28 protein-coding genes are annotated in these 26,561 nt (G+C 68.7%); 11 read left to right on the forward strand and 17 right to left on the reverse strand.

All coding sequences use genetic code 11. The features are described from left to right. Positions 1–246: an acyl-CoA carboxylase subunit epsilon gene (locus ACQP2T_RS42450; RefSeq protein ID WP_433510497.1), complete on the reverse strand. Its 246-nt coding sequence runs from the start codon at positions 244–246 to the stop codon at positions 1–3. After that, entirely contained in the window at positions 243–1,781 is a 1,539-nt protein-coding gene (locus ACQP2T_RS42455) for an acyl-CoA carboxylase subunit beta (protein ID WP_433510498.1), read from the reverse strand. Before ACQP2T_RS42455 ends, ACQP2T_RS42450 begins: the two co-directional genes overlap by 4 nt. 88 nt (positions 1,782–1,869) lie before the next feature. Here ACQP2T_RS42455 and ACQP2T_RS42460 point away from each other — a divergent pair, with 88 nt between their 5' ends. Continuing rightward, positions 1,870–2,544: a TetR/AcrR family transcriptional regulator gene (locus tag ACQP2T_RS42460; protein WP_433510499.1), complete on the forward strand. Its 675-nt coding sequence runs from the start codon at positions 1,870–1,872 to the stop codon at positions 2,542–2,544. A gap of 4 nt (positions 2,545–2,548) precedes the next feature. On the opposite strand, the gene ACQP2T_RS42465 is transcribed toward ACQP2T_RS42460, so the two are convergent. The 5 genes from ACQP2T_RS42465 to ACQP2T_RS42485 form a co-directional block, all read right to left on the reverse strand. Further along, entirely contained in the window at positions 2,549–3,571 is a 1,023-nt protein-coding gene (locus ACQP2T_RS42465) for a TIGR03617 family F420-dependent LLM class oxidoreductase (RefSeq protein ID WP_433510500.1), read from the reverse strand. Positions 3,572–3,580: 9 nt separating this feature from the next. Further along, positions 3,581–5,128 (reverse strand): AMP-binding protein, encoded by a 1,548-nt coding sequence (locus ACQP2T_RS42470; protein ID WP_433510501.1) that lies wholly within the window; start codon positions 5,126–5,128, stop codon positions 3,581–3,583. A 49-nt stretch (positions 5,129–5,177) separates the two neighbouring features. Next, positions 5,178–6,095, reverse strand: a complete 918-nt coding sequence (locus ACQP2T_RS42475) for an SDR family NAD(P)-dependent oxidoreductase (RefSeq protein ID WP_433510502.1) — start codon at positions 6,093–6,095, stop codon at positions 5,178–5,180. 32 nt (positions 6,096–6,127) lie between these two features. After that, a complete protein-coding gene (locus tag ACQP2T_RS42480; RefSeq protein WP_433510503.1) occupies positions 6,128–6,352 on the reverse strand; it encodes a hypothetical protein in 225 nt (74 codons plus the stop codon). 155 nt (positions 6,353–6,507) lie between these two features. Continuing rightward, complete coding sequence (locus ACQP2T_RS42485) at positions 6,508–7,119, reverse strand: TetR/AcrR family transcriptional regulator (protein ID WP_433510504.1); 612 nt, start codon at positions 7,117–7,119, stop codon at positions 6,508–6,510. A 143-nt stretch (positions 7,120–7,262) separates the two neighbouring features. Between ACQP2T_RS42485 and ACQP2T_RS42490 the strand changes: the two genes are divergently transcribed. Beyond that, entirely contained in the window at positions 7,263–7,559 is a 297-nt protein-coding gene (locus ACQP2T_RS42490; RefSeq protein WP_433510505.1) for a DUF3817 domain-containing protein, read from the forward strand. A gap of 38 nt (positions 7,560–7,597) precedes the next feature. On the opposite strand, the gene ACQP2T_RS42495 is transcribed toward ACQP2T_RS42490, so the two are convergent. Both ACQP2T_RS42495 and ACQP2T_RS42500 read right to left on the reverse strand, forming a co-directional pair. Beyond that, positions 7,598–9,088, reverse strand: coding sequence for a serine/threonine-protein kinase (locus ACQP2T_RS42495; RefSeq protein WP_433510506.1), 1,491 nt, complete (start codon positions 9,086–9,088; stop codon positions 7,598–7,600). 152 nt (positions 9,089–9,240) lie between these two features. Beyond that, on the reverse strand, positions 9,241–9,627 hold the full coding sequence (locus tag ACQP2T_RS42500) for a PPOX class F420-dependent oxidoreductase (RefSeq protein ID WP_433510507.1): 387 nt from the start codon (positions 9,625–9,627) through the stop codon (positions 9,241–9,243). 93 nt (positions 9,628–9,720) lie between these two features. Here ACQP2T_RS42500 and ACQP2T_RS42505 point away from each other — a divergent pair, with 93 nt between their 5' ends. Continuing rightward, the gene (locus ACQP2T_RS42505) at positions 9,721–10,173 is read left to right on the forward strand and encodes a winged helix-turn-helix transcriptional regulator (RefSeq protein WP_433510508.1); all 453 of its coding nucleotides are present in this window, start codon (positions 9,721–9,723) and stop codon (positions 10,171–10,173) included. Positions 10,174–10,247: 74 nt separating this feature from the next. Here the strand turns inward: ACQP2T_RS42505 and ACQP2T_RS42510 are convergent, their stop codons facing one another. Continuing rightward, positions 10,248–11,372 (reverse strand): D-2-hydroxyacid dehydrogenase, encoded by a 1,125-nt coding sequence (locus tag ACQP2T_RS42510; RefSeq protein WP_433510509.1) that lies wholly within the window; start codon positions 11,370–11,372, stop codon positions 10,248–10,250. Continuing rightward, positions 11,344–12,414 (reverse strand): FadR/GntR family transcriptional regulator, encoded by a 1,071-nt coding sequence (locus ACQP2T_RS42515; RefSeq protein WP_433510510.1) that lies wholly within the window; start codon positions 12,412–12,414, stop codon positions 11,344–11,346. The genes ACQP2T_RS42510 and ACQP2T_RS42515 overlap by 29 nt, the downstream gene beginning before the upstream one ends. Between ACQP2T_RS42515 and ACQP2T_RS42520 the strand changes: the two genes are divergently transcribed. The 4 genes from ACQP2T_RS42520 to ACQP2T_RS42535 all read left to right on the forward strand — a co-directional run bounded on the left by ACQP2T_RS42520 (position 12,401) and on the right by ACQP2T_RS42535 (position 16,951). Beyond that, positions 12,401–13,483 carry an ABC transporter substrate-binding protein gene (locus ACQP2T_RS42520; RefSeq protein WP_433510511.1) on the forward strand — a complete coding sequence of 361 codons (1,083 nt, stop codon included), beginning with the start codon at positions 12,401–12,403 and terminating at the stop codon, positions 13,481–13,483. The genes ACQP2T_RS42515 and ACQP2T_RS42520 overlap by 14 nt on opposite strands. A gap of 68 nt (positions 13,484–13,551) precedes the next feature. Continuing rightward, complete coding sequence (locus ACQP2T_RS42525) at positions 13,552–14,412, forward strand: carbohydrate ABC transporter permease (RefSeq protein ID WP_433510512.1); 861 nt, start codon at positions 13,552–13,554, stop codon at positions 14,410–14,412. Then, positions 14,409–15,287: a carbohydrate ABC transporter permease gene (locus tag ACQP2T_RS42530; protein ID WP_433510513.1), complete on the forward strand. Its 879-nt coding sequence runs from the start codon at positions 14,409–14,411 to the stop codon at positions 15,285–15,287. Before ACQP2T_RS42525 ends, ACQP2T_RS42530 begins: the two co-directional genes overlap by 4 nt. Next, positions 15,284–16,951 (forward strand): alpha-amylase family glycosyl hydrolase, encoded by a 1,668-nt coding sequence (locus ACQP2T_RS42535; RefSeq protein ID WP_433510514.1) that lies wholly within the window; start codon positions 15,284–15,286, stop codon positions 16,949–16,951. The genes ACQP2T_RS42530 and ACQP2T_RS42535 overlap by 4 nt, the downstream gene beginning before the upstream one ends. Before the next feature lie 63 nt (positions 16,952–17,014). Here the strand turns inward: ACQP2T_RS42535 and ACQP2T_RS42540 are convergent, their stop codons facing one another. The 3 genes from ACQP2T_RS42540 to ACQP2T_RS42550 form a co-directional block, all read right to left on the reverse strand. After that, entirely contained in the window at positions 17,015–17,497 is a 483-nt protein-coding gene (locus ACQP2T_RS42540) for a hypothetical protein (protein ID WP_433510515.1), read from the reverse strand. Between the two features lie 218 nt (positions 17,498–17,715). Next, positions 17,716–18,153: a MarR family winged helix-turn-helix transcriptional regulator gene (locus ACQP2T_RS42545; protein ID WP_433510516.1), complete on the reverse strand. Its 438-nt coding sequence runs from the start codon at positions 18,151–18,153 to the stop codon at positions 17,716–17,718. A 150-nt stretch (positions 18,154–18,303) separates the two neighbouring features. Beyond that, the gene (locus tag ACQP2T_RS42550) at positions 18,304–19,455 is read right to left on the reverse strand and encodes a phytoene desaturase family protein (protein ID WP_433510517.1); all 1,152 of its coding nucleotides are present in this window, start codon (positions 19,453–19,455) and stop codon (positions 18,304–18,306) included. Between the two features lie 108 nt (positions 19,456–19,563). Here ACQP2T_RS42550 and ACQP2T_RS42555 point away from each other — a divergent pair, with 108 nt between their 5' ends. Next, positions 19,564–20,067 carry an RNA polymerase sigma factor gene (locus ACQP2T_RS42555; protein WP_433510518.1) on the forward strand — a complete coding sequence of 168 codons (504 nt, stop codon included), beginning with the start codon at positions 19,564–19,566 and terminating at the stop codon, positions 20,065–20,067. After that, complete coding sequence (locus ACQP2T_RS42560; protein WP_433510519.1) at positions 20,064–20,546, forward strand: hypothetical protein; 483 nt, start codon at positions 20,064–20,066, stop codon at positions 20,544–20,546. Before ACQP2T_RS42555 ends, ACQP2T_RS42560 begins: the two co-directional genes overlap by 4 nt. A gap of 117 nt (positions 20,547–20,663) precedes the next feature. Here ACQP2T_RS42560 and ACQP2T_RS42565 read toward each other — a convergent pair whose 3' ends face one another. Next, positions 20,664–20,966, reverse strand: a complete 303-nt coding sequence (locus ACQP2T_RS42565) for a hypothetical protein (RefSeq protein WP_433510520.1) — start codon at positions 20,964–20,966, stop codon at positions 20,664–20,666. 223 nt (positions 20,967–21,189) lie between these two features. Here ACQP2T_RS42565 and ACQP2T_RS42570 point away from each other — a divergent pair, with 223 nt between their 5' ends. After that, a complete protein-coding gene (locus ACQP2T_RS42570) occupies positions 21,190–22,179 on the forward strand; it encodes a GNAT family N-acetyltransferase (protein WP_433510521.1) in 990 nt (329 codons plus the stop codon). Here the strand turns inward: ACQP2T_RS42570 and ACQP2T_RS42575 are convergent. After that, positions 22,176–23,120 carry a GlxA family transcriptional regulator gene (locus ACQP2T_RS42575; RefSeq protein ID WP_433510522.1) on the reverse strand — a complete coding sequence of 315 codons (945 nt, stop codon included), beginning with the start codon at positions 23,118–23,120 and terminating at the stop codon, positions 22,176–22,178. The two genes, ACQP2T_RS42570 and ACQP2T_RS42575, sit on opposite strands and share 4 nt — an antisense overlap. Positions 23,121–23,263: 143 nt before the next feature. Here ACQP2T_RS42575 and ACQP2T_RS42580 point away from each other — a divergent pair, with 143 nt between their 5' ends. Continuing rightward, positions 23,264–23,674, forward strand: a complete 411-nt coding sequence (locus tag ACQP2T_RS42580; protein ID WP_433510523.1) for a DUF6010 family protein — start codon at positions 23,264–23,266, stop codon at positions 23,672–23,674. Here the strand turns inward: ACQP2T_RS42580 and ACQP2T_RS42585 are convergent. Then, a complete protein-coding gene (locus ACQP2T_RS42585; protein ID WP_433519906.1) occupies positions 23,671–26,502 on the reverse strand; it encodes a BTAD domain-containing putative transcriptional regulator in 2,832 nt (943 codons plus the stop codon). The two genes, ACQP2T_RS42580 and ACQP2T_RS42585, sit on opposite strands and share 4 nt — an antisense overlap. Positions 26,503–26,561: the final 59 nt, after the last annotated feature.

Below are 26,561 nucleotides of genomic sequence, written 5' to 3' on the forward strand. Positions count from 1 at the left end.
TCACAGGTGTCCTCCCAGGTTCCAGCTCGACTCCCGCCAGCCGCGCGGGCCTGGCACGAGGGGACGGCGCAGCACGCGCCGTGGGCGGGTGACCGCCGGTCGCGGAGCGTCGGCCGCCGGTCGCGCCAGGCGCAGGGCCACGACCAGGGCGGCGAGCTCCTCCGGCGTCGGAGCGCCCTTCACCACGCGCACCTCGGCTTCGGGCGCCCGCTCGGCTCCCTCGTCCCCGGGCTTGATGTCGCTCACAGCGGGATGTTCCCGTGCTTCTTGGGCGGCAGGGCGTCGCGCTTGCCGCGCAGCAGCCGCAGCGCCCTGGTCACCTCGCGGCGGGTCTCGCTCGGCCGGATGACGGCGTCCACATAGCCGCGTTCGGCCGCCAGGTACGGGGTCGCGAGGGTGTCCTCGTACTCGTGGACCAGCTCGGCGCGCAGCGCGTCGGGGTCGTCGGCGGCGGCCAGTCGCTTGCGGTGCAGGATGTTGACCGCGCCCTGGGCACCCATGACCGCGATCTGGGCGGTCGACCAGGCCAGGTTGACGTCGGCGCCCAGGTGCTTGGAGCCCATCACGTCGTACGCGCCGCCATAGGCCTTGCGGGTGATGACGGTGACGAGCGGGACGGTGGCCTCGCCGTAGGCGTACAGGAGTTTGGCGCCGCGCCGGATGATGCCGTTCCACTCCTGGTCGGTGCCGGGCAGGAAGCCGGGCACGTCCACCAGCGTGAGCACCGGGACGCTGAAGGCATCGCAGGTGCGGACGAACCGGGCGGCCTTCTCGGAGGCGTCGATGTCGAGCGTCCCGGCCAGCCGCATCGGCTGGTTGGCCACCACGCCGACCGGCCGGCCCTCGATCCGGCCGAAGCCGACCACGATGTTGGGCGCGAACAGCCCCTGCACCTCCAGGAACTCGCCGTCGTCCAGCAGCGCGCCGATCACCTCGTGCATGTCGTACGGCTGGTTCGGCGAGTCCGGGACCAGCACGTCCAGCGCCAGGTCGTCGGCGGAAGCCTCCAGGTCCGCCTCGAACACCGGGTGCGGCGGCTCGTCGAGGTTGTTGTCCGGCAGGTACGACAGCAACGCCCGGACGTAGTCCAGCGCGTCGTCCTCGTCGTGCGCCAGGTAGTGGGCCACGCCGCTGCGGCTGTTGTGCACCCGCCCGCCGCCGAGCTCCTCGAACGTGACGTCCTCGCCGGTCACGGTCTTGATCACGTCCGGGCCCGTGACGAACATGTGCGAGGACTCGTCCACCATGACCGTGAAGTCGGTGAGCGCCGGCGAGTACACGTGACCGCCCGCGCAGGCGCCCATGATGAGGGAGATCTGCGGGATCACGCCGGAGGCGCGGATGTTGCGGCGGAAGATCTCGCCGTACAGCCCGAGCGAGACCACACCCTCCTGGATGCGCGCCCCGGCGCCCTCGTTGATGCCGACGATCGGGCACCCGTTGCGCATCGCCAGGTCCATGACCTTGCAGATCTTCTGCCCGTACACCTCCCCCAGGCTGCCACCCGCGACCGTGAAGTCCTGCGAGAACACGCACACCTGGCGGCCGTCCACCGTCCCGTACCCGGTCACCACGCCGTCGCCGTAACCGAGCGAACCCTTCATGAGGGCGTCCAGTTCGACGAACGAGCCGTCGTCCAGCAGCCGCTCGATCCGCTCGCGGGCGGTCAGCCTGCCCTTGGCGTGCTGCTTGGTCGCGGCCCGCGCCTCGGCGACGTGGACGGCCTCGTCGAGCCGCTCCTTCAGGCGGGCGAGGCTGCCCGCGGTGTCAGGTGGTCTCATCCATCACCGTCCATGGGACTGAGTTTCATAAGTACGGTACTGAGTTTCGTACGTTTTGGACACCCCTGAATCCGGAAGAATGGCCCCTGTGCCGAACCCGAGCATCAGCCACCGCCTGGCCGAAGCCGCCGTCGCCCTGTTCGACGAGAACGGCTACGACGCCACGACCGTGGACGACATCGCCGCCCGGGCGGGCGTGAGCCGCAGCACGTTCTTCCGCCATTACCACTCCAAGGAAGACGCGATCTTCCCCGACCACGATGCGCTGCTGGCCAAGATCGACACCCGTCTGCGCGCCTCCGCGGCCGACACCGCGATCGTGGCCATCACCGACGCCGTGCGCCTCGTGCTCGCCCACTACGTCGACGACGCCGAGGTGTCGCTGCGCCGCTACCGCCTGGTCCGGGAGGTGCCCGCGCTGCGCGACCGGGAGATCGCCAGCGTGGCCCGCTACCAGCGGCTGTTCCGGGAGTTCGTCGGCGAATGGCTCGGCGACTCGCCCGACGCCGGACTGCGGGCCGAGCTCATGGCCGCCTCCGTCGTGGCGGCGCACAACCAGGTCCTGCGCGGCTGGCTGCGGGCAGGCGGCGCCTACGATCCCTTCGGGCTCCTGGACCACGCTCTCGGCTACGTGATCGCCACGTTCCGCCACCTGGAGCAGCCCCAGGAGAAGGGCGAGCAGGTGGTGGTGGCCACCTTCAGCCGCTCGGCCTCGCCGCGGGCCGTGATGGACGCCATCCAAGCCCACCTTGAGGCCCGCTGAGAGCTCACCCGTCGTGGAGGGTGGCCAGGGCCGCGCGGATCTCCGTCTCCGGCGTGCCCGCCGGCGGATGGAGGTGCACCTGGTCGACCAGCCCGCCGAACCGGCGGCGCAGCTCCGCCGCGACTTCGGGCAGCGTGCCGCTCGTACAGAACGTGTCGAGCACCTCGTCATCGACGAGGTCGGCCATCCGGTCCCAGCGGTCGGCCTCCGGACGGACCGACAGCGCGTGGAGCCGCTCGTGCAGCTCCTCCCAGCCGTGGAGGGCGAGAACCCCTCGGTAGGCGGGGGTGGAGCCGTAGAAGGCGACCCGGCCGCGCAGCATCTGCCGCTGCTCGTCGACGGAGCCCTCCGGTGCGTACACGTGCGCGAAGCCGGGACAGTGGACGCTCATCTCGGACCGGTCACGACCGGCCCGTTCCAAACCCTCCTCCAGAGCCGGCAGGGTGACCTCGCGGAAATACCGTTCGGTGCTGAAGCCGTGCGGTATCAGCCCGTCCGCCACCTCACCGGCCAGCCGCGTCATGGCCGGGCCGACCGCGGCGAGGTGGATCGGCGGATTGTCGTGACCGTGCGGCGCCGGGCGGAAGGTCGCCGTCATGAGCGTGTGCCGGTAGTACTCCCCCGTGTGCCGGACCTCCTCGCCCTTGTTCCAGTCGTTCCAGATCGCGCGCAGGGCGGTGATGTACTCCCGCATCCGGGTCACCGGTTTGCCCCACTCCATGCTGAAGCGGCGGGTGATGTGGGGCTTGGTCTGGGTGCCGAGGCCGAGGACGAAGCGCCCTCCGGACAGCGTCTGAAGGTCGTTGGTGATGTACGCCAACGCCATCGGCGTGCGCGCGAAGGCGACCGCGATGCCCGTCGCGAGCCGCACCCGGCTGGTCGCCTGGGCGGCCAGCGTCAGTAGCAGGAAGGGGTCGTGATCGACCTCGGCGCTGGTGACGACGTCGAAGCCGGACTCCTCGGCCCATCCGGCGAACCGCGCGACCTCCGACGACGGCGGGCCGCCGACATGCACACCTACCTTCACGTCCACTCCTTAGATGTAGGCATCGCGCAGCTTGCGGCGTTGCAGCTTGCCCGTCTCGGTCCGCGGGAAGTCGGCGCGGAACTCGTACCGGCGCGGGATCTTGAACGAGGCCAGGTACTCGGCGCAGTGCGCGCGGAGTTCGGCGGCCAGCTCGTCACCGGGCACCGCGCCGGCGACCGGCTGGACGACCGCGAGCACGCTCTGGCCCCAGTCCGGGTCCGGTACGCCGATGACCGCGACGTCGGCGACCGCCGGGTGTGTGATCAGGGCCTGCTCGATCTCGGCCGGATAGATGTTCACGCCGCCGGAGATGATCAGGTCCGTCCGCCGGTCCAGCAGGAACAGGTAACCGTCCTCGTCGAAGTAGCCGTAGTCGCCGACGGTCGCCAGGTCACCTCGGCGGCCGGCGGCGGTCTTGGCCGGGTCGTTGTTGTACTCGAAGGCCGGGCGCCTCCCCGGCGTACCGAAATAGATCGTGCCCGCCTCGCCGGTGGGCACCTCCTTGCCGTCCTCGTCGAGGATCTTCACGTCCGTGTTCGGCACCGGCCGTCCCACGGTGCCGGGCTTGCGCAGCCACTCGCGCGGGCTCACCAGGGAGACACTGCCCTCGGTCGACCCCAGGTACTCCCACACCAGCGGGCCCAGCCACTCCAGCATCTGCTGCTTGATCGGCACCGGGCACGGCGCGCCCGCGTGGATGACCGCCTCCAGGCTGGACAGGTCGTACGCGGACCGTACCTCCTCCGGCAGGCGCAGCAGGCGGTGGAAGTGCGTGGGAACCATGTGCACGCTGGTCACCCGGTGCTGTTCGATGGCCCGCAGCACCCCCTCGGGATCGAACCGGCCCTGGATCAGCACCGTGTGACCGCTGTGCAGGAAGGCGAAGGCGTGCCCGCTGGGCGCGGCGTGGTAGATCGGCGAGCACACCAGGTGTATCCCCTCGGCCACGTTGATCTCGTAGCGGGCGGCCAGTCCGGTGAACGACCTGATCACCGTCTCCGGAAGGACGTCCGGCAAGGCGACCCGTACTCCCTTGGGGCTGCCCGTGGTACCCGAGGTGTAGCCCATGACGGACCCGAGCCGGCGCTGCGGCGGCGCGTCGGACGACTCGCCCGGGCCCAGCTCCGGATAGGGCCGCCAGCCGTCCACCGCGCCGCCGACCACGAACCGGTGCTCCGGCGGCGACTCGGGCGGCAGCGTCGCCGCCTGCTCGGCGTCCATGACCACGACCTTGGCTCCGGAGTCCTGGATGATGTACCGCATCTCGGCCGGGGTCAGCCGCCAGTTCACCGGGACCAGGTACATGCCGATCTGTCCCGTGGCCAGCGACAGCTCCAGATACTCGTGGCCGTTGTGCACCGCCACCGCCACGGCGTCGCCCGTCGTGAGGCCGTGCGAGCGCAGGGCGCGCGAGACGCGGTTGACCCGCGCCAGCAGCTCGCCGAAGGTGAGAGCCGATCCGTCCGGGTCTATGACGGCCACCCGGCCGGGGTCGGCGGCGGCGATCTCGTAGAAGCCGATGGGTGCCGTGGTGGTCGATGGGGTGGTAGAGGACATAGCGCTTCCCTCTCCTGTCGGCATGAACTGGCCTGAGGTGCTGATCGGCTCACTTGGGGATCTGGGCCATGAAGAGCGATGGCGGCAGGCCGTCGGCCTTGGGGCGGAACGACTTCGCGACCTTGTCCGCGAGGTCCTGGAGGTCCCACGGACCGTCCGAGGCGACGGTCTCGACGACCTCGGGGGTGTTCCACAGCCTGACCTCGTACCCGGCGGCGCCGAGCGTACGCCCCGACAGCCAGTCCGACTCGGTACCGGCGATGTAGGTGACGATCGGCCCGATGTTGTCCGGCGACATGACCTCCGCGAGGCGGGAGTCGTCGCCGAGCTTCTTGTCGTCCGGGACGGTGGCGGTCAGGCGGGTGGCCGCGCCGGGGGCGATGGCGTTCGCGGTCACGCCGTACCTGGCCAGGCCGTTGGCGAGTGAGGCGGTCAGGCCGATGATGCCCATCTTCGCGGCGGCGTAGTTGGGCTGGCCCGGGGAGCCCTGGAGCGCCGAGTCCGAGGTGAAGTTGATGACGCGGTAGTGGCCGTCCGGGTTGCGCTGCCCGCGCCAGTACGCGGCCGCGGGCTTGATCGTGCTGTAGTGGCCGCGCAGGTGCACCCGGATGACCGCGTCCCAGTCCTCCTCGGGCAGATTGAAGATCATCTTGTCGCGGAGGATGCCGGCGACGTTGACGACGATGTCGAGCCCGCCGTAGTTCTCCACGGCCAGGTCGACCAGGCGCCGGCCGGTCGCGGTCTCGGCGATGTCGCCGGTGTCGGCGACGGCCTGGCCGCCGAGGTCGTTAATCTCCTTGGCGATGTCCCGTACGGGACCGGCGTCGCCGCCCGTGCCGTCCGGGCCGGCGCCGAGGTCGTTGAGCACGAGCTTCGCGCCCTGGGCGGCGAACATCCGGCCGATGGAGGCGCCGATGCCGCGGCCCGCGCCGGTGATGATGGCGATCCTGCCGTCGAGAGCTCCCATGGAATGCCCTTCCTGTGTGCGACGCAGCGGTGTTAGGACCGTTCAGTTGGGATCGGTTCTGTCAGGTAGGCGAACACGGCGGAGGAGAGCAGGGTGGCGGTGACGACCCACGAGGCGTCCGAGACCGAGGCCGACAGCAGCTCGGGCAGTTTCGGGATGACGGCCGCCACGAGGGTGAGCATCATGGAGACGACCATGCCGCCGAAGGCCGGCACCGCGACGATCCGGCCGGGGCGGCTCTCGTCTGTGAGCGTCACGGGCTGGGGGCCATGTCTGTGCTCCTTCCGGGAGACCGCGTCAGGGCCGAATCCGTGAGCCGATCAAGCCGTTTGGCGCGCTGATCCGCACGCTAATACAGACGAACTTGGTCTGTAAATAGCCGCTCCGCAAGTGCCCGATTGTCCTGGAACAGTCAGACCGCTGACCGGTAGCCGACGGCCGACAGCACGAAGTCGACGGTCTCCTCGGCGAACTTCTCCTTGCGCTTGATCAGCGCGGGCATCTGGCTGGCCGGAGTCGACAGAACGTGGTTGGTGAGAATGCCCGCGACCGCGTCCAGCACCCGAGCCGGGGACGTCCCCGCCGGAAGTTCGCCTCGGTCGATGGCGCTCACCACGATGGCGCGGCCGTCCCTGATGCGCTCTCGCTGGAGCCGCTCCAGCGCATGACCGAACAGCTCCGGATAGACCTTGGCCTCGATCTGCGCCCGCAGGATGACCAGACCCCGGCGGTCGAAGTAGCCGTCGAGGATGTTCACGGCCATGACGACCAGGTCCTCCCGCAACAGCCCCGACCGCTTCGGGGCATTCGGGTCAGGATCGGGGTGCATGGCCGTCAGCGCGTCGACGATCAGCTTCTCCTTGCTGCCCCACCTGCTGTAGAGGGCCGCCTTCCCCACCCGCGCCCGTCGCGCCACCACGTCCAGGCTGAACCCCGCCCAGCCCACCTCGCCGTACAGGTCGAGCGCCGCGGCATGGACCCGGGCTTCGAGGTCCGGGTCCGGCGGGCGACCTCGTCCACTCATGGACTCAGTGTGCCAGACGATCATGCACCCCAGAACGCCCCGCTCCCCGGCCGGCGGTTGAGCGCGCGCGCAGGTGCGCACCACCCTCGCCATCCTCTACAGCCTGTAGAGTATCCGCGTCATTTCGGGCGAAAGGGTGAGAAATGCTGGGTTGGTTCCGGGTCGTGGCGGTGGCCGAGGCATGCTCGTGGGCAGGGCTGCTGGTCGGGATGTTCTTCAAGTACGTGACCGCGACCGGCGAACTCGGCGTGAAGGTGTTCGGCCCGATCCACGGAGCGCTGTTCGTGCTGTACGTGATCGGCGTGCTGCTCTCGGCACGCGAGGCGGGCTGGAGCCGGGGCGCGGTGGTGCTCGGCCTGGCGTGCTCGGTGCCGCCGTTCTGCTCCCTGTGGTTCGAACGGCGGATGGCGGCGCGCGCGGCGGCCGATCAGCCCGCCTAAGGGCGACGGGCGCCGCGCCGACCGTCGGCCGGGCCGGGCTACAACGCCTGGATCAGGGCCACGATCACCGAGGTCAGCGCGATCGGCCCCATCACGGCCACCGACACCACGATCGCGGTGCGGCCGGGCAGGAAGCGGGCGAGGATGTCCGAGGCGGCCCACCGCACCGTCCCCGAGCCGGGCAGCACGAACAGCCCCAGCGTGAACGCACCGGCGGCCAAGGACTCCGCGTTGCCGACGCTCAACCGGCTCATGTGCAGGAAGGTAACGGCGGCGATGCCGAACGCCAGCGACCCGAGTATGTGGCCCCCCGCCACGAGGGCCTCTCTGGACAACGTCCGCTCGTTGCCCGCCAGGAAGTATTCGGCGACGCGCAACGCCACCGTGAGCGCCGCCGCCAGCAGGCCCACGGCGACCGGCATGAGCATGGTCAACGCCACCAGCGTCACGACCGCGAGCGCCCCGACGAACCCGCTACCGGCCAAGAACCGCTGGAGGTCGAAGGGTTCCTTGGGAGCCGGGGCCGGGCGGCGCTCCTCCGGCTGATCTGTGTGGACGGTCGGCGCCGGGGCGGGTACGTACGGCGGCGGCTCGTGGCGGGCGTAGTCGACCGGCGGGAGCAGGTCGGAGACGGCGTCCATGGTGAGCGTGCTGTCTCCGAGCCCCTTGGCCGCGCCCGGGCGGCCCGCCGGCGTACGATCTCCGTGCCATCCGGCCTGAGCCGGGCGGCCCGCCGGATCGAGCGCCCTGGCCATTCGCAGCAGCTCCCGCGCGTCGGGCCGAGCCGCCGGATCGACCTCGAGCGCCCGGCCGAGCCAGTCCCGCAGCCACACCGGCGCCTTGTCGAGCTGCGCCCGCCCTTCCATCGTGTTGAAGCAGACCGTCTCGAACGCCCCCGTACCGAACGGCGGCAGCCCCGTGGCGGCGAAGAACACCGTCGAGGCCAGCGCGTGCACGTCGGCCGCCTGGGTGATCTGCGAGTCACGGATGATCTCCGGCGCCAGATACCCCGGCGTCCCCACGAACATGCCCGTCACCGTGAGCCGGGTCGCGTTCACCAGATGCGCGATGCCGAAGTCGATGACCAGCGGCTCGCCGCCGACCAGCATGACGTTGGACGGCTTGAGGTCCCGATGGATCACACCGGCCGCGTGCACGTCCACCAGCGCCTGGCACAGCCCCTGGGCGAGCCTGATGACCTCGCGCGCCTCCATCGGCCCCTGGGACAGCACGGTGTCCTCCAGCGTGCGGCCCGCAGCGAAATGGGTCACCACATACGGCCGGCCGCCCGTCAGCTCGGCGTCGATCACCTCGGCGACGTACGGGCTGCGCACCCGCCGCATGGTCTCCACCTCGCGGACCAGCCGGTCACGGGCCTTGAGGTCGGCGGCCACGTGCTGGTGCAGCACCTTGATCGCGACTTTGCGGCCCGCGCCGTCGAGACCGAGATGGACGACCCCCATGCCGCCCTCACCGATCTTCTCGATCATCCGATAAGGGCCGAGCTGCTCCTGAGCCTGAGTGCTCATTCCCGACGTCATCCTCCGTGATCCCCCTGGCACGCCGCGCATTCTTACGCCCTCGCTCGGACATTCTGCCTCAGCGATTTCCCCGAGATGCACAGTTAAGCGAAGATCGATGCTTCTCCGCGCCAAGCGAGATGACATGCGGCAGGGCGGTCTCAGCCCATGGTCTGCCGATCGGGCTCGATGAGCGCGACGACCCGCTCCACATCGCGCGTGTAGGGGCCGCCGATGTACTTCGCCGAGATCCGGTCGACGATCTCCCAGGCGGCGTCGCCCTCGATCCACTCGACGACCCTGCCACGGACGAGGACCGGCTGGAACGGGTTGTCGGGCGGCGTCAGGGAGAGCGCGACCCGGGGGTCGCGCCGCAGGTTGCGGGCCTTCTGGGAGCCCGGGCCTGTCATGATCGCGACTTGGTCGCCGTACGTGCCGACCCAGACCGGAACGGAGTGCGGAGCGCCGTCGGGGAGAACGCTGGCGAGGTGGGCGAGCGAGGTGCCGTCGAGCACGCGGCGTACGTCGGCGTCGAGCATCGTGATCATCTCCTGGCGCGAGTTCTTCGGGTTCCTTGAAGAGACTCCACGACCGTAACACTCGAAGTTCCCTGAGGGAACCCCAATTGTTAGACTCCGCTCATGCAACGCACGAACTTCAGGGAGATTGCCTGCTCCATCGCACGCACTCTCGACGTGATCGGGGAGCCGTGGTCGCCGCTGATCCTGCGTGACGTGTGGGCCGGGGTGAGCAGGTTCGACCAGATCCAGGCCGACCTCGGGATCTCCCGCAAGGTGCTGACCGAGCGGCTCAACCACCTCGTCGACCAGGGCGTGCTGGAGCGCCACGCCTACGACCTGCGGCCGCGCTATGAGTACCACCTGACGGCGAAGGGCGGCGAGCTCGTCGACCTGCTCATGGTCATGGCCGGCTGGGGGGACAAGTGGCTCGCGGGCGAGGCCGGCCCGCCGGTGCTCTACCGCCATCACGCGTGCGGTGAGATCAGCGGCGTCGACCTGCGCTGCGCCCACTGCGGCGAGCCGATGCACGCGGGCGACGTCGACCTGCTGCCGGGCCCCGGCGCGGCCGGGTGATCGAGGCGGGGACGGCGTCACTCCTTCCGCGAACCCGGCACGTCGGCAGAACTCACCTTCACGAACCCGGCAGGTCAGTAGAACTCGACCGTGTCGACGACGTTCACGAGCGGATGCCCGTCGAGCAGCCGCGTGGCGTTGTCGGCGAACAGCTCGACGACGGCCGCCTCCTCATCGACGGCGAGGGCCGCCGTATGCGGGCTGATCAGGACGTTCGGCATGGTCCAGAGCGGGCTCTCGGCGGGCAGCGGCTCGACCTCGAACACATCGAGGGCGGCGAAACCGATCCGTCCGTCCTCCAGCGCCGCGATGAGCGCCGATTCGTCGACCACGGTGCCTCGGCCCACATTCACGAATGTGGCACCGGGTTTGACCCGGGCGAGCAGTCGTTCTCCGACGATTCCTTTCGTCAGATCGGTGCCCGGCAGCGCGCACACGATCGCGTCCATGTCTCCGATTGCCTCGGTCAATTCATCGACGCTGACAAATCTGTCGACATCGGGGTGCTTGGCGTCGGTACGGCGCGAGGTGGCCGTAACACTCATGCCCAGCGCCGAGAGAGATCGAGCAACGGCCCGGCCGATCCCGCCGAAGCCAAGAATCAACACCTTTTGCCGGGAGATTTGCCGAGACATCCACCGTTCGCTCCAGCGGCGCTGGCTTTTCAATCGCAGCAGCCGGGGAAGGTCTTTGGCACCACTGAGAATGCCCAGCACCACGAACTCCGACAGCGACGACCCATGCACGCCGGCAGAGGTGGTGAAGGTGACCCTCTCGAGGTCCGACGGGCTCAGTCCGGCCCTCCCGACCTGCTGACCACCGCCGGCCGAGGTCGCGTGCACCCAGCGAAGACGTGGGTTCGACCGCACCGCCCGGCCCAGCGCCGCGGCATCGACGTCAGGGATCCCGAGCAGCGCGTCGGCTGAATCGAGGAGGGCTTCGAATTCCGCCTGCTGTTCAGGGGTCCGCCGGAATTCGGGGTCGCCGGAGAAATCCGCCCTGTGCCGTATCGGGGGAAGCAGTGAGAGATCATTGAGCAGGGTCACACGGGGTTCGCGCTCTGTGATGCGCTGGTAGGACTCCTCATGAAGAGGATTGGCAACAACTACGCGAAGGCGTTTCTGGCCGGGCAAAAGTCGTTCCTCGTTCAGTTTTTCGTCGTTACTAAATTCAGCTCTCGACAAAGAGCCGTTGCGCACGCTTCCAAGCCTCTACGGAAGTCTCCATGTGCACCTTCATCGCGTGCCGCGCCTGATCAGGGTCGCGTTGTTCGATCGCGCGCAGGATCTCCGTGTGCTCCTCCAGCGCCAGTGAGATCGCGCCAGGAAGACGATCAGTAAGCTGACGCGCGTTCAGGAGAAGATCGCCCACGCCTTCGAGCACGTTGCGGAACGCCACGTTGTGACTGGCGACCGCCAGCGCCGCGTGAAAGGCGACGTCGGCGCGGTAGGCGCCGTGGCCGTCCCGGTGGGCGCGCTCGTAGTCCTGCAGGGCGAGGCCGATCGCTTCAAGGTCGGCGGACGTCGCCTCGGTCGCCGCACGCTCGGCGATCGCCGTCTCCAGCACCCGCCGCAGTTCATAGATGTCCCCAACGGCCTCCCCTGCCAGTAATGCCGAGATGGCCGCGGACTCGACGGCCTCGTCCACCGGTACGGAGGTCACCCTCGCCCCGACGCGTGGGCGGACATCGAGGTACCCCATGGTCACGAGCGACTGAACCGCCTCCCGGACGGTGTTGCGGCCGACCCCATAAGCCGCCATGAGCTCCTTCTCGTTCGGCACCTTCGAGCCCGGTGGCAGCTGACCGCTCTTGATCTTGAACAGGAGATCGTCGGCGATCGAGGCCGACAGGTTCCTCCTGGTCGCCTTGACACGAGGTTCGATCATGTGCTCTACTCCATTCATCCTACAAATGGGATTAATCGGAATACTAGCGAGATTCCGACATATCAGCAAATCCCCGCCGACTTGATTTGTGGCGCTCCGACGACACACCTCACAAGCAACCAGAGAAAGCACAATGATGTTGACAGGTGAACGACGTCTGTTCCGTGCCGTTTCGGTGATCGGGGCGGTCTCAGCGCTGGCTGTAGCTCTCACAGCGTGTTCCGACTCCCAGAAGTCGGACACCACCAGTGCGCCGCTCGATTCCGCGCAGGCCAAGTCGGCGAAGGGAAATATCTCGGTCTGCGGGCCGACGGACTCGTCGGGCGTCTGGAAGGCGACGATGGCGGCCTTCAATAAGGCGCACCCGGAGGCATCGGCCAATTACGTGGAGCTGGGAGCGTCGGCCGACGACCAGCTTCAGCAGATCACGCAGCGAATGCAGACGAAGTCCACCCAGTGCGACGTCGTCCGGCTGGATGTCGTTTGGACGGCACAGCTGGCCGCTCAGGGATGGCTCGCGGACATGAGCAACGTCATCAAGTCCAAGCTGGACAAGCTCATCCCCTCCACGGCCGGCACCCTGCTCTACAAGGACAAATACTGGGGCGTCCCGTTCTATTCGAATACGGGCCTGCTCTTTTACCGCACCGACCAGGTCAAGGCTCCGAAGACCTGGCAGGAGCTCTACTCCTACGGTGAGGCGGACCCCAAGAAGGGATTCCTCTACCAGGCGTCGCAGAGCGAGTCGCTCACCGTCAGCTTCCTTGAGCAGCTGTACAGCGCGGGCGGCGAGGTGCTGAACGACAAGGGCGAGGTCGCCATCAACTCGCCGAAGACGGTCGAGGTGCTGACGTTCATGCAGAACGGCATCACCAAGGGCGCCGCGCCGAAGACCGTGCTGACGTACGACGAGGACGCGACCCGCCTCGCGTTCGAGGGCGGCGCCGGGGCGACGATGCGTAACTACCCCTACGCCTATGCCGCCGGTCAGAAGTCGGCGATCGCCGGCAAGTTCGCCGTGACGCCGCTGCCCGCATGGCAGACGGCGGGCGAGGGCGTCGGCGTGCTCGGCGGCAGCAACGTCGCCGTCAGCGCGTTCTCCAAGAACCAGGCGGGCGCCCTCGCGATGATCGACTTCATGACCAGCGACGACTGGCAGGAGCAGATCGCCGTCAAGAACTCGCTCGCTCCCGCCATCGCGGCGGCCTACACCTCCGAGCCCGTCAAGAAGGCTCTGCCGTTCTCGGACGTGCTGCTGAAGGCACTGACGAACGCGAAGTCCCGGCCCGTGTCGCCCGTCTATCCGCAGATCTCGCAGGCCATCTACCAGACTGTGGGCAAGGTGCTCTCCGGAGAACTGGCTCCGCAGCAGGGGGCCACGCAGATGGCAGACAAGGTCGCCAGCGCACTGAAGACGTTCTGATAGCGATGCTGTTCTCCCGATCCTCGAGGCACCTCTCCGAATCCAACGAGAGGCGCCTCGCAGGGCGTATGGTCGCGCCCGCCCTCATCCTCATGGCCGGCGTCGCCGGCTATCCCGTGCTCTACGCGATCTGGCTTTCGCTGCACCAGTACAGCGTCATCACCCCCGGGCTCTCCCGGTCCGTCGGCCTCGGAAACTACATTGAGCAGCTCACCTCGCCGACGTGGTGGAAAGCCGTCGGCAACACCTTCCTTTTCACGCTAATCTCGGTTCCGCTTGAGCTGGCCATCGGCATCGGACTGGCGCTCATGCTGAACGTCGCGTTCCGGTTCAGGACGCTGCTGCGCAGCATCGTGTTGCTGCCGTACGCGATTCTGACCGTCGTGAGCGCCATTACCTGGCGGACCATCTTCGACCCGGACCTGGGTCTCGTGTCCACCTTGCTCAGCTCCCTCGGCGCCACCGACTCCGGCGTGGTCTGGCTGGGTCAGAGCGGATACGCGATGGCGGTGGTGATCCTGGCGGACGTCTGGAAGACGGCGCCCTTCGTCGCGCTTCTCGTGCTCGCCGGGCTCCAGGTCATTCCCGCGGATCTGCGCGAGGCCTCGCAGATCGACGGCGCCGGCGCATTCCGGCACTTCCTGAGCATCACGCTGCCGCTGCTCTGGCCGGCGATCGCACTGGCGATGATTTTCCGGACCCTCGACGCACTGCGCGTTTTCGACCTGCCGTTCGTGCTGACGCGTGGCGCTTATGGCACGGAGACGATGTCCGTACTGGCCTATCAGACCTTGCGCGGCAACCAGCTGATCGGCGAAGGATCCGCGGTGTCGATCCTCACCTTCGCCATCGTCATGCTCGTGTCCTTCATCTATATCCGCTTCGCCGGCGGCAACATCCGTTCGGTCGCCAAGGGAGGCTCGCGATGACCAAGCCGGACACCCGCCGGCGGCCATCAACCCGGCGCAAGCCCCGACGGCGCGGAGCGGAGCACAATCCGCTGTTCTGGTGTGCCGTCATCGTCGTCATGATCTTCTCGCTCGTGCCGCTCTATTGGCTGATCAACACCTCGTTGAAATCGGGCCCCGATCTCTCCACGGCGAGTCTCACCCCGCCCCACCCAACTCTCGGGAATTACCTGGCGATCCTCGGCGACAGCCATTTCCTGGGCGCCCTGGTCAATTCCGTCATCGTGGCGTCGACGACGACCATCCTCGCGCTCGCCGTCGCGTCGTTCGCCGCCTATCCCCTTGCCCGGCTCAGGATGCGCGGTAAGTTCCTCATCCTGAGCATCGTGCTCTCGGTGACGACTTTCCCGGGCATCGCGATCGCCGCGCCGATGTTCGCCCTGTGGAACGATCTGGGGCTCTACAACACGCTCGTCGGGCTGATCATCCCCTACCTGACGTTCACGCTGCCGCTGTCGATCTACACCCTCGTGTCCTTCTTCAAAGAGATCCCCGTGGAACTCGAAGAGGCGGCCTACATCGACGGCACCTCTCCATTCCAGGCGTACTACAAGGTCATCCTGCCGCTCGCCGCCCCCGGCATCGCCACCGTGGGAATCCTCGCCTTCATCTTCGCCTGGAACGAGTTCCTGCTCGCGGCCACGCTGACCTACAGCCCCGAGGCGCGCACGGTTCCGGTCGCCATCGCGTTCTTCACGGGCGCGAGTGAGTACGAACAGCCGCTCGGCACGATCAGCGCCGCGTCCGTGATCATCTCCATCCCGCTCGTCCTCCTGGTGCTGGTCTTCCAGAAGAAGATCGTCTCCGGCCTCACCGCAGGGGCGGTGAAGGGATGACCACCCGGGAACCAGGACAGTGGTGGCGCGAAGGGGCCTTCTACCAGGTGTACGTGCCGTCGTTCCAGGACGGTGACGGGGACGGGTTCGGCGATCTGCGGGGCGTGGAGCGGCGCCTCGACTACATCGCGGCACTCGGCGTGACCGCGATCTGGCTGAGCCCGATCTACGCTTCGCCGCTGCTGGACTTCGGCTACGACGTGTCCGGATACACGGAGGTCGGGGCGGTGTTCGGCGATCTGGCGACCTTCGAGCGGATCGTCCGGGGGGCGCACGATCGAGGACTGCGGGTCGTACTCGACTACGTGCCCCAGCACACCTCCAGCGAGCATCCATGGTTCCGTGACGCCCTGTCGAGCCGCGACAGCGCGCACCGGGACTGGTATCTCTGGCACGACCCGAAGCCGGACGGCGGCCCGCCCAGCAACTGGGCCTCCGCGTTCGGCGGCTCCTCCTGGACCTTCCACGAGCCGACCGGCCAGTACTACTACCACGCGCATCTGCCGGAGCAGCCGAGCCTGAACTGGCGCAACCCGGACGTCAAGAACGCGATGTTCGACGTGATGAGATTCTGGCTCGACCGTGGGGTCGACGGGTTCCGCGTGGACGCGGTGTGGCGGCTCATCAAGGACGCGCGCCTTCGCGACAATCCGATGGATGACGGCAGCGAGTCGTTCGAGATCGGCGGCGCGGCGGCCCACACGACGGTGCGGCAGATTCAGAAGTACACCGCCGACCAACCCGAACTTCCGGGCCTCCTCGCGGAGATGCACACGGTCACCGAGGACTATGCCGACCGGATGCTGATGGGTGAGCTCCATCTCAAACTCGAACGCGTCGCCGCGCTCGGGTCGCGAGGGCTGGACATCGCGATGAACTTCTCCCTCATCGACACCCCCTGGAACGGCGTCGACCTGGCAGAGCTCATTGAGCGCTATTACGCCGCGCTCCCGGCCGGCTCGCACCCCAACTGGGTGCTGAGCAATCACGACCGCTCTCGTCTGGCCAGCCGAATCGGAACGGAACGCGTACCCGGCGCACTGACCCTGCTGCTCACCCTCAAGGGAACGCCGACGCTCTATTACGGCGACGAACTCGGCCTCCCCGATTCCCCCGTCGACGGCGAGCACGCCCGCGACTGCGCCGAACTACGCGCGCCCGGTCTCGGCCTCGGCCGCGACCCGCAGCGGATGCCCATGCCGTGGCAGGAGAAGCCGGCGCACGCCGGATTCAGTCCCGATGACGTCGAGACCTGGCTGCCCATACCTTCGTGGGCGGGAGAGCTCAGCGTCGAGAGCCAGGAATTCGACCCCGGCTCGGTCCTCTCCCTCGTCAAAGAACTCCTGTCGCTCCGGAAAGAGCTGGCCGTAATGCGCGAAGGCGGTATCAGCGTGTTGTCCGCCCACCCGGACCATCTCGTCTATCGCCGGGGTGACGGCGAAGACGCGGTTCTCGTGGCGGTGAACCTTTCCGACCGTGACCAGAGAATCGCATTTCCCGGATCCACGAGCACGCTTTGGTCCTCGCACGCGATCGTCGACGAGCGAGACCAGCCGACCGACGCGGTCACGCTCGCGCCTTTCGAGGCACGGCTCCTTACCGGGCCTCAGGGGAATGGTTTCGCATCCGCCGTACGACCAGCAGTCCACCGACGCCCGGAATGACGGCGCGCCGGCGGACGCCCGGCGGGAGGGCGGCCGCGGCGAGCCGCAACGTACGCAGGAGGGTCATGCCGTGGCCGAGCCGGGACGGACGATCATCAGCACGACGACGGTCGCCCACAGCAGGTTGTAGATCCCGGCGAGCATGGAGAGCTTGCGCAGTCGCTCGCCACCGTCGGGGGTGGCGAGCGCTTCGCTTTGCCGGGGGTAGATCTGCAGGGCCAGCAGGCCACCCGCCACCGCGGTGAGGATCATGGAGACGGTGATCCAGATCTCGCCGATCCGGCCCTGGACCATGGCCGCGGCGATCCCGACCACCGGCACGACGATGCCGAACAGGCCGTAGCCCCGGGTGACCCGGTGCAGCGCGACGGCCACGGCCCGATTCCGCTCAGTTGGGACCGGCGTCGGCGCGTCGACGGCCGCCGAACCCACGGCAACCTCGGCGGCGACGGGTGCGTAGCGGGGAAACAGGCTGGCCGCGATGGCCGATCCGCCGACGAACACGATGCCGGCGAGTACGTGTATCGACAGCAACAGACCTTCCATGGATGCTCCCTCATAGCCTTCAGGTAGCCTGAAGGCTAACACGAAAGCTTCAGTGAGACTGAAGGTCGTGTGAGCGAGATGTGCCACTGAGCCGCGCGATCAGCCGACGCGCGAACCGGCAGCCGGCAGCGCTCGACGGAGTCAGCGACGCTTGAGGCGGCCGGCGAGCCTCGAAGCAGTCAGCGACGCTCGGTGCAGCCGGTGACCCTCGAAAACAATCAGCGGGCCTCGAAGGCGGCTCGGACGGCGTCGGCGATCTGCCGCTGGATCGGGTCGGACTCGGGGCCGAACAGGTGCTCATCGACTCCGGCCACCGCCTCTTTGGCCGCCTCGAGGAGGCGCGCACCCTCAGGCGTGAGCTCGATTGTCGAGGCGGAACCGGCGCGGGCGACACTGTCACTCACGAGCCCAGCGGCGGCCAGCGCCTTCACCGCGCTGTGCGCGCTCTGCACCGTGGTCCCCGACATCCGCGCCAGATCGCTGAACGACACCCCGGGCACACCGGCGATGTGACCCAGCAGCCCGAGCTTGCTGACCGTGAGGTCGAGCGCGGCCAGAGCGGCGTTGAGCTCGGCCTCGATCCGGCGCGCCAGAGTCAGCAGCACGACGGAGACACTGGTCACGGGCGGACCGGGACGGCCGTTCTCGGTGGTCATCCCTCCAGTTTCCCGCACCTGGAGCAGCCGCGCCGACACAGGGAGACGCGCGGCTTCGCACTGCCGAGGAAGTACGCCGAGCCGCAACACCGGAACCGGAATCGCGCAGCCGACCCTGGCCACTGGGATCGGCCTCGATCGTGGCGAGTATCAGGCTCGGGTGAGGGCCTTGGCGGGCCTGGGGGTTTCGCCGAGCTGCTGGAGGGCGAGTTGCGCGGCGGCGATTCCGACCTCGGCCAGCAGTCCGGGCGCGGCGGATTGGTCTGTGGCGACGGTGAGGGTGTCGCCGCGGCTGATGGCCGGGCGGTCGTGCCAGGTCGTCCCGGGCAGGTCGAGGGCTCCTGTGCAGTCCGTACGCAGGGCGCTGCGGTACCACTGCACCCTGGCGCGCCAGCCGGGCCAGGACTCGTCGAGAAGGTGCCGCACCCGGCGTTCGGCATCGGCTTTCCGCTCGCCCGGGGCGCATGCGGCGGAGATCTGGATGAGTTCGTGCCCGGGCGGGGCCAAGGTGAGGTCGGCGAGGCTGTAGCGGGCGACGTAGATCCGGTCGTCGAGGTCCATGACCCGGAACCAGTCCGGTCCGTCGTCGGCCCGCAGGCCCAGGTCGATTGTTGCCACGCGGGCACTGGGCCAGGTGAGCGATTGGTCGCCGGTCAGCTGACGCGCGGTGGCCAGGCTGGTGGCCAGGATCGTCGGGCCTGCGGGCAGGGCGGATACCCGCGTGTGAGTCCGTATCCGCACCCCGAGGTCGGCGGCTCGCTCGGCCAGAAGATCGACCAGGGTGGACCAACCTCCGGTCACGTACCGGACGTATCCGGCCAGCGCCCGTCGCAGGCGCTGGTGAGCGAAGGCGGCCGAAAGCCGCCCGGGGTCGTGGTCGAAGGTGAAGATGAAGGCGACTCCGATGATGGCCTCAGCCGTCTTGGCGTCGACGTACCGGAGCAGCCAGACACGAAACGCTTCATCTGCTGGGGCCTCGGCGGGTAGCGCGGCGATGGCCTGGCTGAGTTCGGCCGGCCACGGGCCGAGCCGGCCTCCGGCCCGGACGAGGCCGACATGGCGCGGCGCTCCCACGATGGGCGGGGTGAGGTCGCGGCGCTCCAGCCACGCCCACCACGGCCCGTCCACGTAGACCGCGTGCGTGCCGAGGTTGGCCCGGTAGGGGTTGGCCAGCGTGCGTGCCCGCCCGCCCGGCCGGGAATGCGCCTCGGCGACCGTCACCCGCCGGCCGTGCTCGGCCGCCTCGATGGCGGCGGTGAGCCCGGTCAGGCCGGCGCCGACGATGTGCAGATCTGGTTTCACAAGATGGTCCTCTCCGCGTGATGTCCTCCTGATTGGAAAGTGGCGGGGAACCCGCGAAAGGTTCCAGCCGATCTTCTCGTAATCACTCGTTCTTGTAATCTTCCTGGCGTGGACCCCGAGCTCGTCGTCGCCGCTCAGCAGGGGGACGCGCTCGCGTTGGACCGGCTTCTCGATGAACTGGCCCCGTACGTCCGCCGATTGTGCGCACGGATCGCCCCGGCGGCGGCCGACGACGCGACGCAGGAGGCCCTGCTGGCGATCTTCCGGGGCCTGCCTTCGCTGCAGGCTCCTGAGGCGATCCTGACCTGGGCACGGTCGGTCACCGTCAGGACGGCGATCCGGCTCGCCCGCCGGCAAGACATGGAGGCCCCCACGGACGCGACAGCGGAGGCAACGCTTACGGGCCGCCACGCCCCCTCTCAGGAAGGGCTGGTGGACATCGACGACGCCCTGGCGCGTCTGCCGATCTCCCAGCGCGTCGTGCTGGTCTTGCGTACCCGGGAAGGCCTCAGCGAAGAAGAGATCGCCACCACTCTGGGGATCCCCGCAGGAACCGTGAAATCCCGGCTGCATCGGGCCAGGGCCGCGTTCCGGGAGGTGTGGGAATCATGAACGATCCCGGCGCGCACCCCGATATCGACCCGATCGACCGCCTGGCCATTCTCGCGGCCGCCTTGCCCGGCGCCGCTGTTGGGCAGCGCCACATCGCCGCCCCCTTCGAGGCGGTGTGGCAGCTCATCGCGGACCTGGAACACTCCACCCCCCGCTACGAACCCGATGTCGCCCAGGTGCGCGTCATCGAGCAGCGCGGCGAGTTCCTGAGCCTGCTGGTGCGGGACACCGCCGGCCGCGAGGACGCGATGGACGCCAGGCTCCGCCCGGGCTGGTGCGTCATGCAATCCGCCACCGTCGTCATCGCCTTCGCCGCCCGCCGCCTGGGCGACGAGACCCTGCTGGCACACCTTGAACACCGGCGCGGGCAGGCTCCGGCGCCCGGCCCGAGCGGACCGGAGACCCGCCGCGCCGCTCTCGCGAAAATCGACCAGGAGCTCCACACCATCGAACGGCTCGTTACCCGGTCTGAGCGCTGAGTTCCGGGAGCTCAGCCGGCGAGGTCCCCACGGTGCGGAATGTCCGGATCTGTGGCGCCAGTACCGCGGCCGCAGAAATGCGAGCGGAGGGCCGGACACCCAGCCCTCCGCTTTCCGTCAGTCTTCGCCGTGATAGGCGCGCAGTTCGCGGCGCGCCTGGCGACGGCTGCGGCGACGTCCTTCGCGCCGGAAGAAGTACCACTCCCGGCCGCCTTCGCCACCACCGCAGTCGAACCAGTAGTGGTCGCTGGCCCGCCAGTGACAGCCGCTTGTACGGTGGTTCAGGGACGCGCTGACAGCGGTGATCTCGTCCGGGAGCGTGCATGGCCCGAACCGATGATCATGGATGGGCAGACAGGTCACCATCGGCTCGTCGGCGATCCGCACCCACCAGGGCCGGGTCTTGTCGGTCTTGCTCATACGGTCACCTTTCGGCTCCGTGACACCCCGGGATGGGGCTGTCATGAGACCGGATGCACCGTGATCACCTCCAACTTGACGCATGCCATATCAGGGCAGACATCGACATCGACCCCGATTCCAACATCACCACGAAGACTAGCCAACAGGAAATCTCAGCAGCGGCGGGCGAGGCCGGTTCTGTAGGTTGATGGCGACATGGACCGGCCTTCGGGGAGGCTCAGTGCGAGATGGGCAGTGGATGATCCAGCCGATCGATCTCGACCAGCCGGGCGACCTGGTCACAGACCTGTACGACGCGTTCGTGGCCGGCAACGACGACGACCACGGCCCCGTACCGTCCCTGCCCTGGTTCTCCTACGTCGTCCGTACGGGCGGAGCGGGCGGGCGGTCCGAAGCGTGGGTGGCGGCCGAGGGCGGCAGGGTGGTCGGCGGGTACGCGCTGGCGCTGCCCGAGGACGACAACACCCACGTGGGCCGGCTGTTCACCCTCGTGGTGCGGCCGGAGCGGCGCGGCCGGGGCCTGGGCTCGGCGTTGTTCGAGCATGCCCTTGAGCGGCTGCGCGCCCGCGGTCGGACGCTGGTCCTGGCCGCGACGCCCGACACCGGGTCGGGCGCCCGCTTCGCCGCCGCGCGCGGGATGACGCTCTCGCTCACGGAAGCCCGCCGCACGCTCGACCTGCGTACGGCCGACTGGGCAGCGCTGGAGCGGATGCGGCCCGAGGTGGACGGCTACCACCTGGAGCGCTGGGTCGGCCCGGCCGGCCCCGAGTCGCTGCAGGATCTGGCCACGCTGATGGACGGCATGAACGACGCACCGCGCGACGCGGACATCGAGGCCGCGAACTTCTCCGTCGACCGCGTGCGCGACCGCGAGCAGGCCCTTCCGGTCATCGGCCGCATTCCGTACACCATGATCGCCAGGCGCACGTCCGACGGCGCCCCCGCCGGCTACACGCGCATCCTGGTCGACCAGGACCGCTCCGGCGGCTGGGGCTATCAGGGGGACACGACCGTGCTGCGCGAGCACCGGGGCCACCGCCTGGGCCTGCTTCTCAAGATCGGCAACCTGCTCTGGCTGCGCGAGCGGGAGCCCCGCATCGAGCGTGTCATCACATGGAACGCCGTCTCCAACGCCCACATGCTGGCCATCAACGAGGCCATGGGATTCGAGTTCTTCGACGAGCAGAGGGAGTGGCGGTCAGAGATTTAGGCGCTCCGGAAGGAGGCGCGATAGGCCTGCGGGGTGACGCCGACGACGCGCTTGAACCGCTCCCGGAAGGCGGTGGGCGAACCGAACCCGGCCTGCGTCGCGACGCGCTCGACGCCATGGTCGGTGGTCTCCAGCAGGAGCTGCGCCCGGCGTACGCGGGCTCGTAGGAGCCACTGCAGCGGAGTGGTGCCGGTCTGCTCCCGGAAGCGGCGGCTGAAGGTCCGCTCGCTGAGCCCGCCGCGCCTGGCCATCTCCGCCAGGGTCACCTCCCGGGCGAGGTTGTCCTCGATCCACGCCAGTACGGGCTCCAGCAGCGAGCCCTGGGGCACCGGCGGCTGAGCGTGCGTGATGAACTGCGCCTGTCCGCCCTCTCGTTCCAGCGGCATCACCGACAGCCGGGCCGAGTCGGCGGCCATCGCAGAGCCGAAGTCCCGCCGGATGAGGTGCAGGCACAGGTCCAGGCCGGCCGCGGCGCCGGCCGAGGTCAGGATCTGGCCGTTGTCGACGTACAGAACGTCCGGCCGTACATCCACCCGTGGGAACAGCTCGGCAAGCCGATGGGCCGCGATCCAGTGCGTGGTCGCGCTCAGCCCGTCGAGCAGCCCGGCCGCGGCGAGGGTGAACGCCCCCGCGCAGATGGAGGCGATCCGGGTTCCCGCGGCCGCCGCCGCGCGCAGGGCGTCGAGTGCTTCCCGGTCCGGCGGGGCGGCCTGTTCCGAGCAGCCGGGCACGACGATCGTGTCCGCCTCCCGCAGCGCCTCCAGCCCGTACGGGGCGAGGAGCGTGAACGCGTCACTGGCCACCTGCGGCGTCGCCGCACAGACCAGGACCCGGTACGGGCGGCGCCCGTCCGCCAGCCGGGCCCGCCCGAACACCTCGATCGGGGTCGCCATGTCGGCCGCCACCACATGGTCCAGAGCCAGAACCGCCACCGTGTGCATAGGGACACCGTAGGCCGCGCCGGATGGCGGGAACCCGTTGGAAATTGTCGATTCAGCCCATGGGGCCGAGCGGGCGAGCCGATCTAGCCTGGCGCTGCTTTCGACTTCGCCTCGCATGTTCGCAGAACGGATCATCACTCTTCATGTCCATCCTCATGCCGATCCTGATCGGTCTGATCGCCGTCTCCCTCGTCTCCCTGATCCCCGAGCCGCACCGGCGCCGCGCGAATGCCCTGGGAGTCGCCGGCGCGGGCGCCGCCTATCTCAGCGGTGGCGGGCTCGGTTACTGGGAGTTCGTGCTGCCGGTCGTCATGTGGTACGTCGCCTACCGGGGGCTGGAAAGCTGGACGTTCATCGGTATCGGCTGGCTGCTCCACACCGCCTGGGACGTACTGCACCATCTCCAGGGCAGCCCGATCCTCCCCTTCGCCGCGGACTCCTCCTTCGGCTGCGCCATCTGTGACCCGGTGATAGCGCTCTGGTGCTTCGCGGGCGGGCCTTCGGTCTTCGGATGGCTCCGCACCCGCCTGTCCCGCCGCCGGCCTGCGATTTAGGGCTCTCCGCGGGCGATGTCGATCATATGGCGCGCACGCGCGGGCCAGGTCGGATGTCCGTGTCTGTTCATGAGGTCGTGGCAGCGTACGAAGTGCTCCGCCGCCGCCTGCCGCTCCCCGCGTTCAAGGCTGAGTTCGCCGAGGAAATAGGCGGACAGCGCCTCGCCGTACATGTCGCCTGCCTTCGCCGACATGGCCGACAGCTGGTGCATGGTGTTCACCGCGTCATCGTGTCTTCCGACGGCGTGATAGACCTCGCCCAGCCTGCGTAGCACATAGCGTTCGCCCGGACCCCAGCCCAGGTCGTGAGTGAGGTCAAGGCAGTCCTGGTAACGAGCGATGGCCGCTTGCGGGGCGTCTTGGCGAAAGAGGGTGATTCCCTTGATCAGGGTGCGGAGGAAATCCATGACGGGTTCGCGGCACTGCGGGTTCTGGGCAAGAAGTAATGCCTGCCGGAAGATGCGAATGACTTCCTGATGCTCCTGCGGCTGTGCTCCGCAAATGGCGATCAGGCTGTCGAGCAGATTGTCGATGCCGTCAGCGGACTTGAACCGCGAGAGGACTTCCCGGATGCTGGTTCGCGGTCGTTGATCGGGTTCTGCTGCCAGGAGATCGCAGGCGACCAGGCCGGTGAGCGCGTAGGCGGCCGAATGGGCGTCATCCCCCAGGTCGAAGTGGTCGAACGCTGTCTGGAACATGGTCCGCGCCGGCTGGAAATGCCGCCGTTCCAGCTCGATGTCGGCCAGGGCGAGGTGCGCGAGCATGGCGGTGCCGTGGACGCGTGCTCGCTGGGCGACGTTCCGCAGGAGGCATTCGGCGTCCGGCTGGAAACCGTTCGTGATGAGGAACGGAGCAAGGCGAAGGGCGAGTTCGGCCGCGGCCTCGGAATCCGCGACCCGGGTAACCGTCAAGAGCGTCTCCCGCTCCGCGGACAACCATTGAGAAGGCTTGTTGGTACCCGCCGGCGTCATCAAGGGAACCACCGGTGGTGGATATTCCAGACCCGCTACACGTACTCGCGCCAGACACTCGTCGACCAGCCGTCGCAGCGCCATGTCGCGTTGCTCAGGTGAATCCTCGTCCTGCGCGCGCTCACGTGCGAATTTCCGCAGGAGATCGTGCATGCGGTAACGCGATTGACCGCTCTGATCGACTTCGCCGGTGCTCAGCAGGCCGGCCGCGACGAGCGCTTCCAGCGACGCGTCCGCCTCGCGGGAGGATTCGCCCAGCAGCGCCGTCGTGATCCACTCCGCGGCGCTGTCGATCCCGGCGAGGCCGATCAGCCGGAAGGCGCGGCGGGGCATGTCCGGCAACAGCCGATAGCTCACGGCGAAGGTTTCCCGGATGTCCAGCTCGCCCAAAGCCAGCTCATCCAGCGGGCGGCCGCCTGTCAATCGCGTGGCGAGCTCCCGCAGCGGCCAGCTCGGCCTCGTGGAGAGCCTGGCCCCGGCCACCCTGATGGCCAACGGCAGGCGGCCACAGGCCAGCACGATCGTACGTGCCGCGTCGGGTTCGGCCCGTACCCGATCCGCTCCGGCGATCCGCTCCAGCAGCGACCGGCCCGCCACCTCGGACGGCACATCGAGCGGTATGCGAGCGGCGCCTGCCAGGGTGGAGAGCGGGCCTCGGCTGGTGACCAGAACGGCGCTGCGCGGCGTGCCGGGCAGCAGGCAGCGCACCTGGCCCTCGTCCTGGGCGTCGTCGAGGACGACGAGCACGGCTCGATCGGCCAGCAGCGACCGATAAAGCGCCGCCCTGCCTTCGGTGGAGTCCGGGATCTCCGGCCCCGGCAGCCGCAACGAGCGCAGCGCGTCGGCGAGGAGAACGGCGGGCTCGCGTGCGGTGTTACCAGTCCTGAGGCTCAGATAGAGCTGACCGTCGCGAAAATGGTCGCGTAGCCGGTGGGCGGCGTGCACGGCCAGGGTGCTCTTGCCCACGCCGGGCGGCCCGGTCAGTACGGCGATGGCCGGCGCGGTGCGGACGGCCGCCGGGTGCAATGCCGTGATCACATGATCGAGCTCTTCGGCTCTGCCCACGAAGTCCGCGATGGCCGGCGGAAGCTGGCAGATTCGCTGCCACGTATCCGACTCCTCGACGATCACGGTGTCGGCCAGGATGTCGGCCTGGAGCCGCTGAAGCTGCCGGCCGGGCTCGATGCCGAGCTGATCGATGAGCGCCGCGCGGGCGCGCCGGTAAGCGTCCAGGGCCGCATCACGCTGCCCGGCCTGCGAAAGGGCCAGCATGAGCAGACGCCACGCGTGTTCGCTCAGTGGCTGCTCGGCCACGAAGGCGCGGAGAGCTTCGACCACCTCCGCGGACCGGCCCAGGCCGAGCTTCATCTCGGCCCAGCGCAGCCGTACGGCCGCGCGCCGCTCTTCCACCTGGGTGGCACGGGCGAGGGCCGGGCCCGCGAGCTCGGTCCCTTCGGCCAGCCTCCCTCGCCATAACGCGAGCGCTCGCTCGTACTGATGGACGGCGCCCCAGACGTTTCCCTGGGCATGCTCGGCTTCCGCCAGCCGTACCGTCTGTTCGAAGGCGAGCAGGTCCACCTCCTCAGAGGTCGCCTCGAAGAGGTATCCCGCTGCCCTGGTGACAAGCCGGGTGCCTGACGGGAGGGCTCGGCGCAACTGGGCGATGTAGGTCTGCAGGTTGGAAACGGCCGAGGCGGGAGGAACCTCCCACAGCGCCTCCATCAACCGTTGCTTGGAGACCAGGACGTTGACATGGAGCAGCAGGCTGGCCAGCACGGCGCGCTGCTTGCCGCTCAACGAGGCCTCCCGCCCATCTGACCAGCGCACTCCCACCGGTCCCAGGATCGTGAAGGTCACCTCGCCCAAGTCCAGCTCCCGCCTGTGCTCACTTCATGGTGCAAATGTGGCGCCAGGGC

The organism is Nonomuraea sp. CA-143628 (assembly GCF_050942315.1).
Classification (GTDB): Bacteria; Actinomycetota; Actinomycetes; order Streptosporangiales; family Streptosporangiaceae; genus Nonomuraea.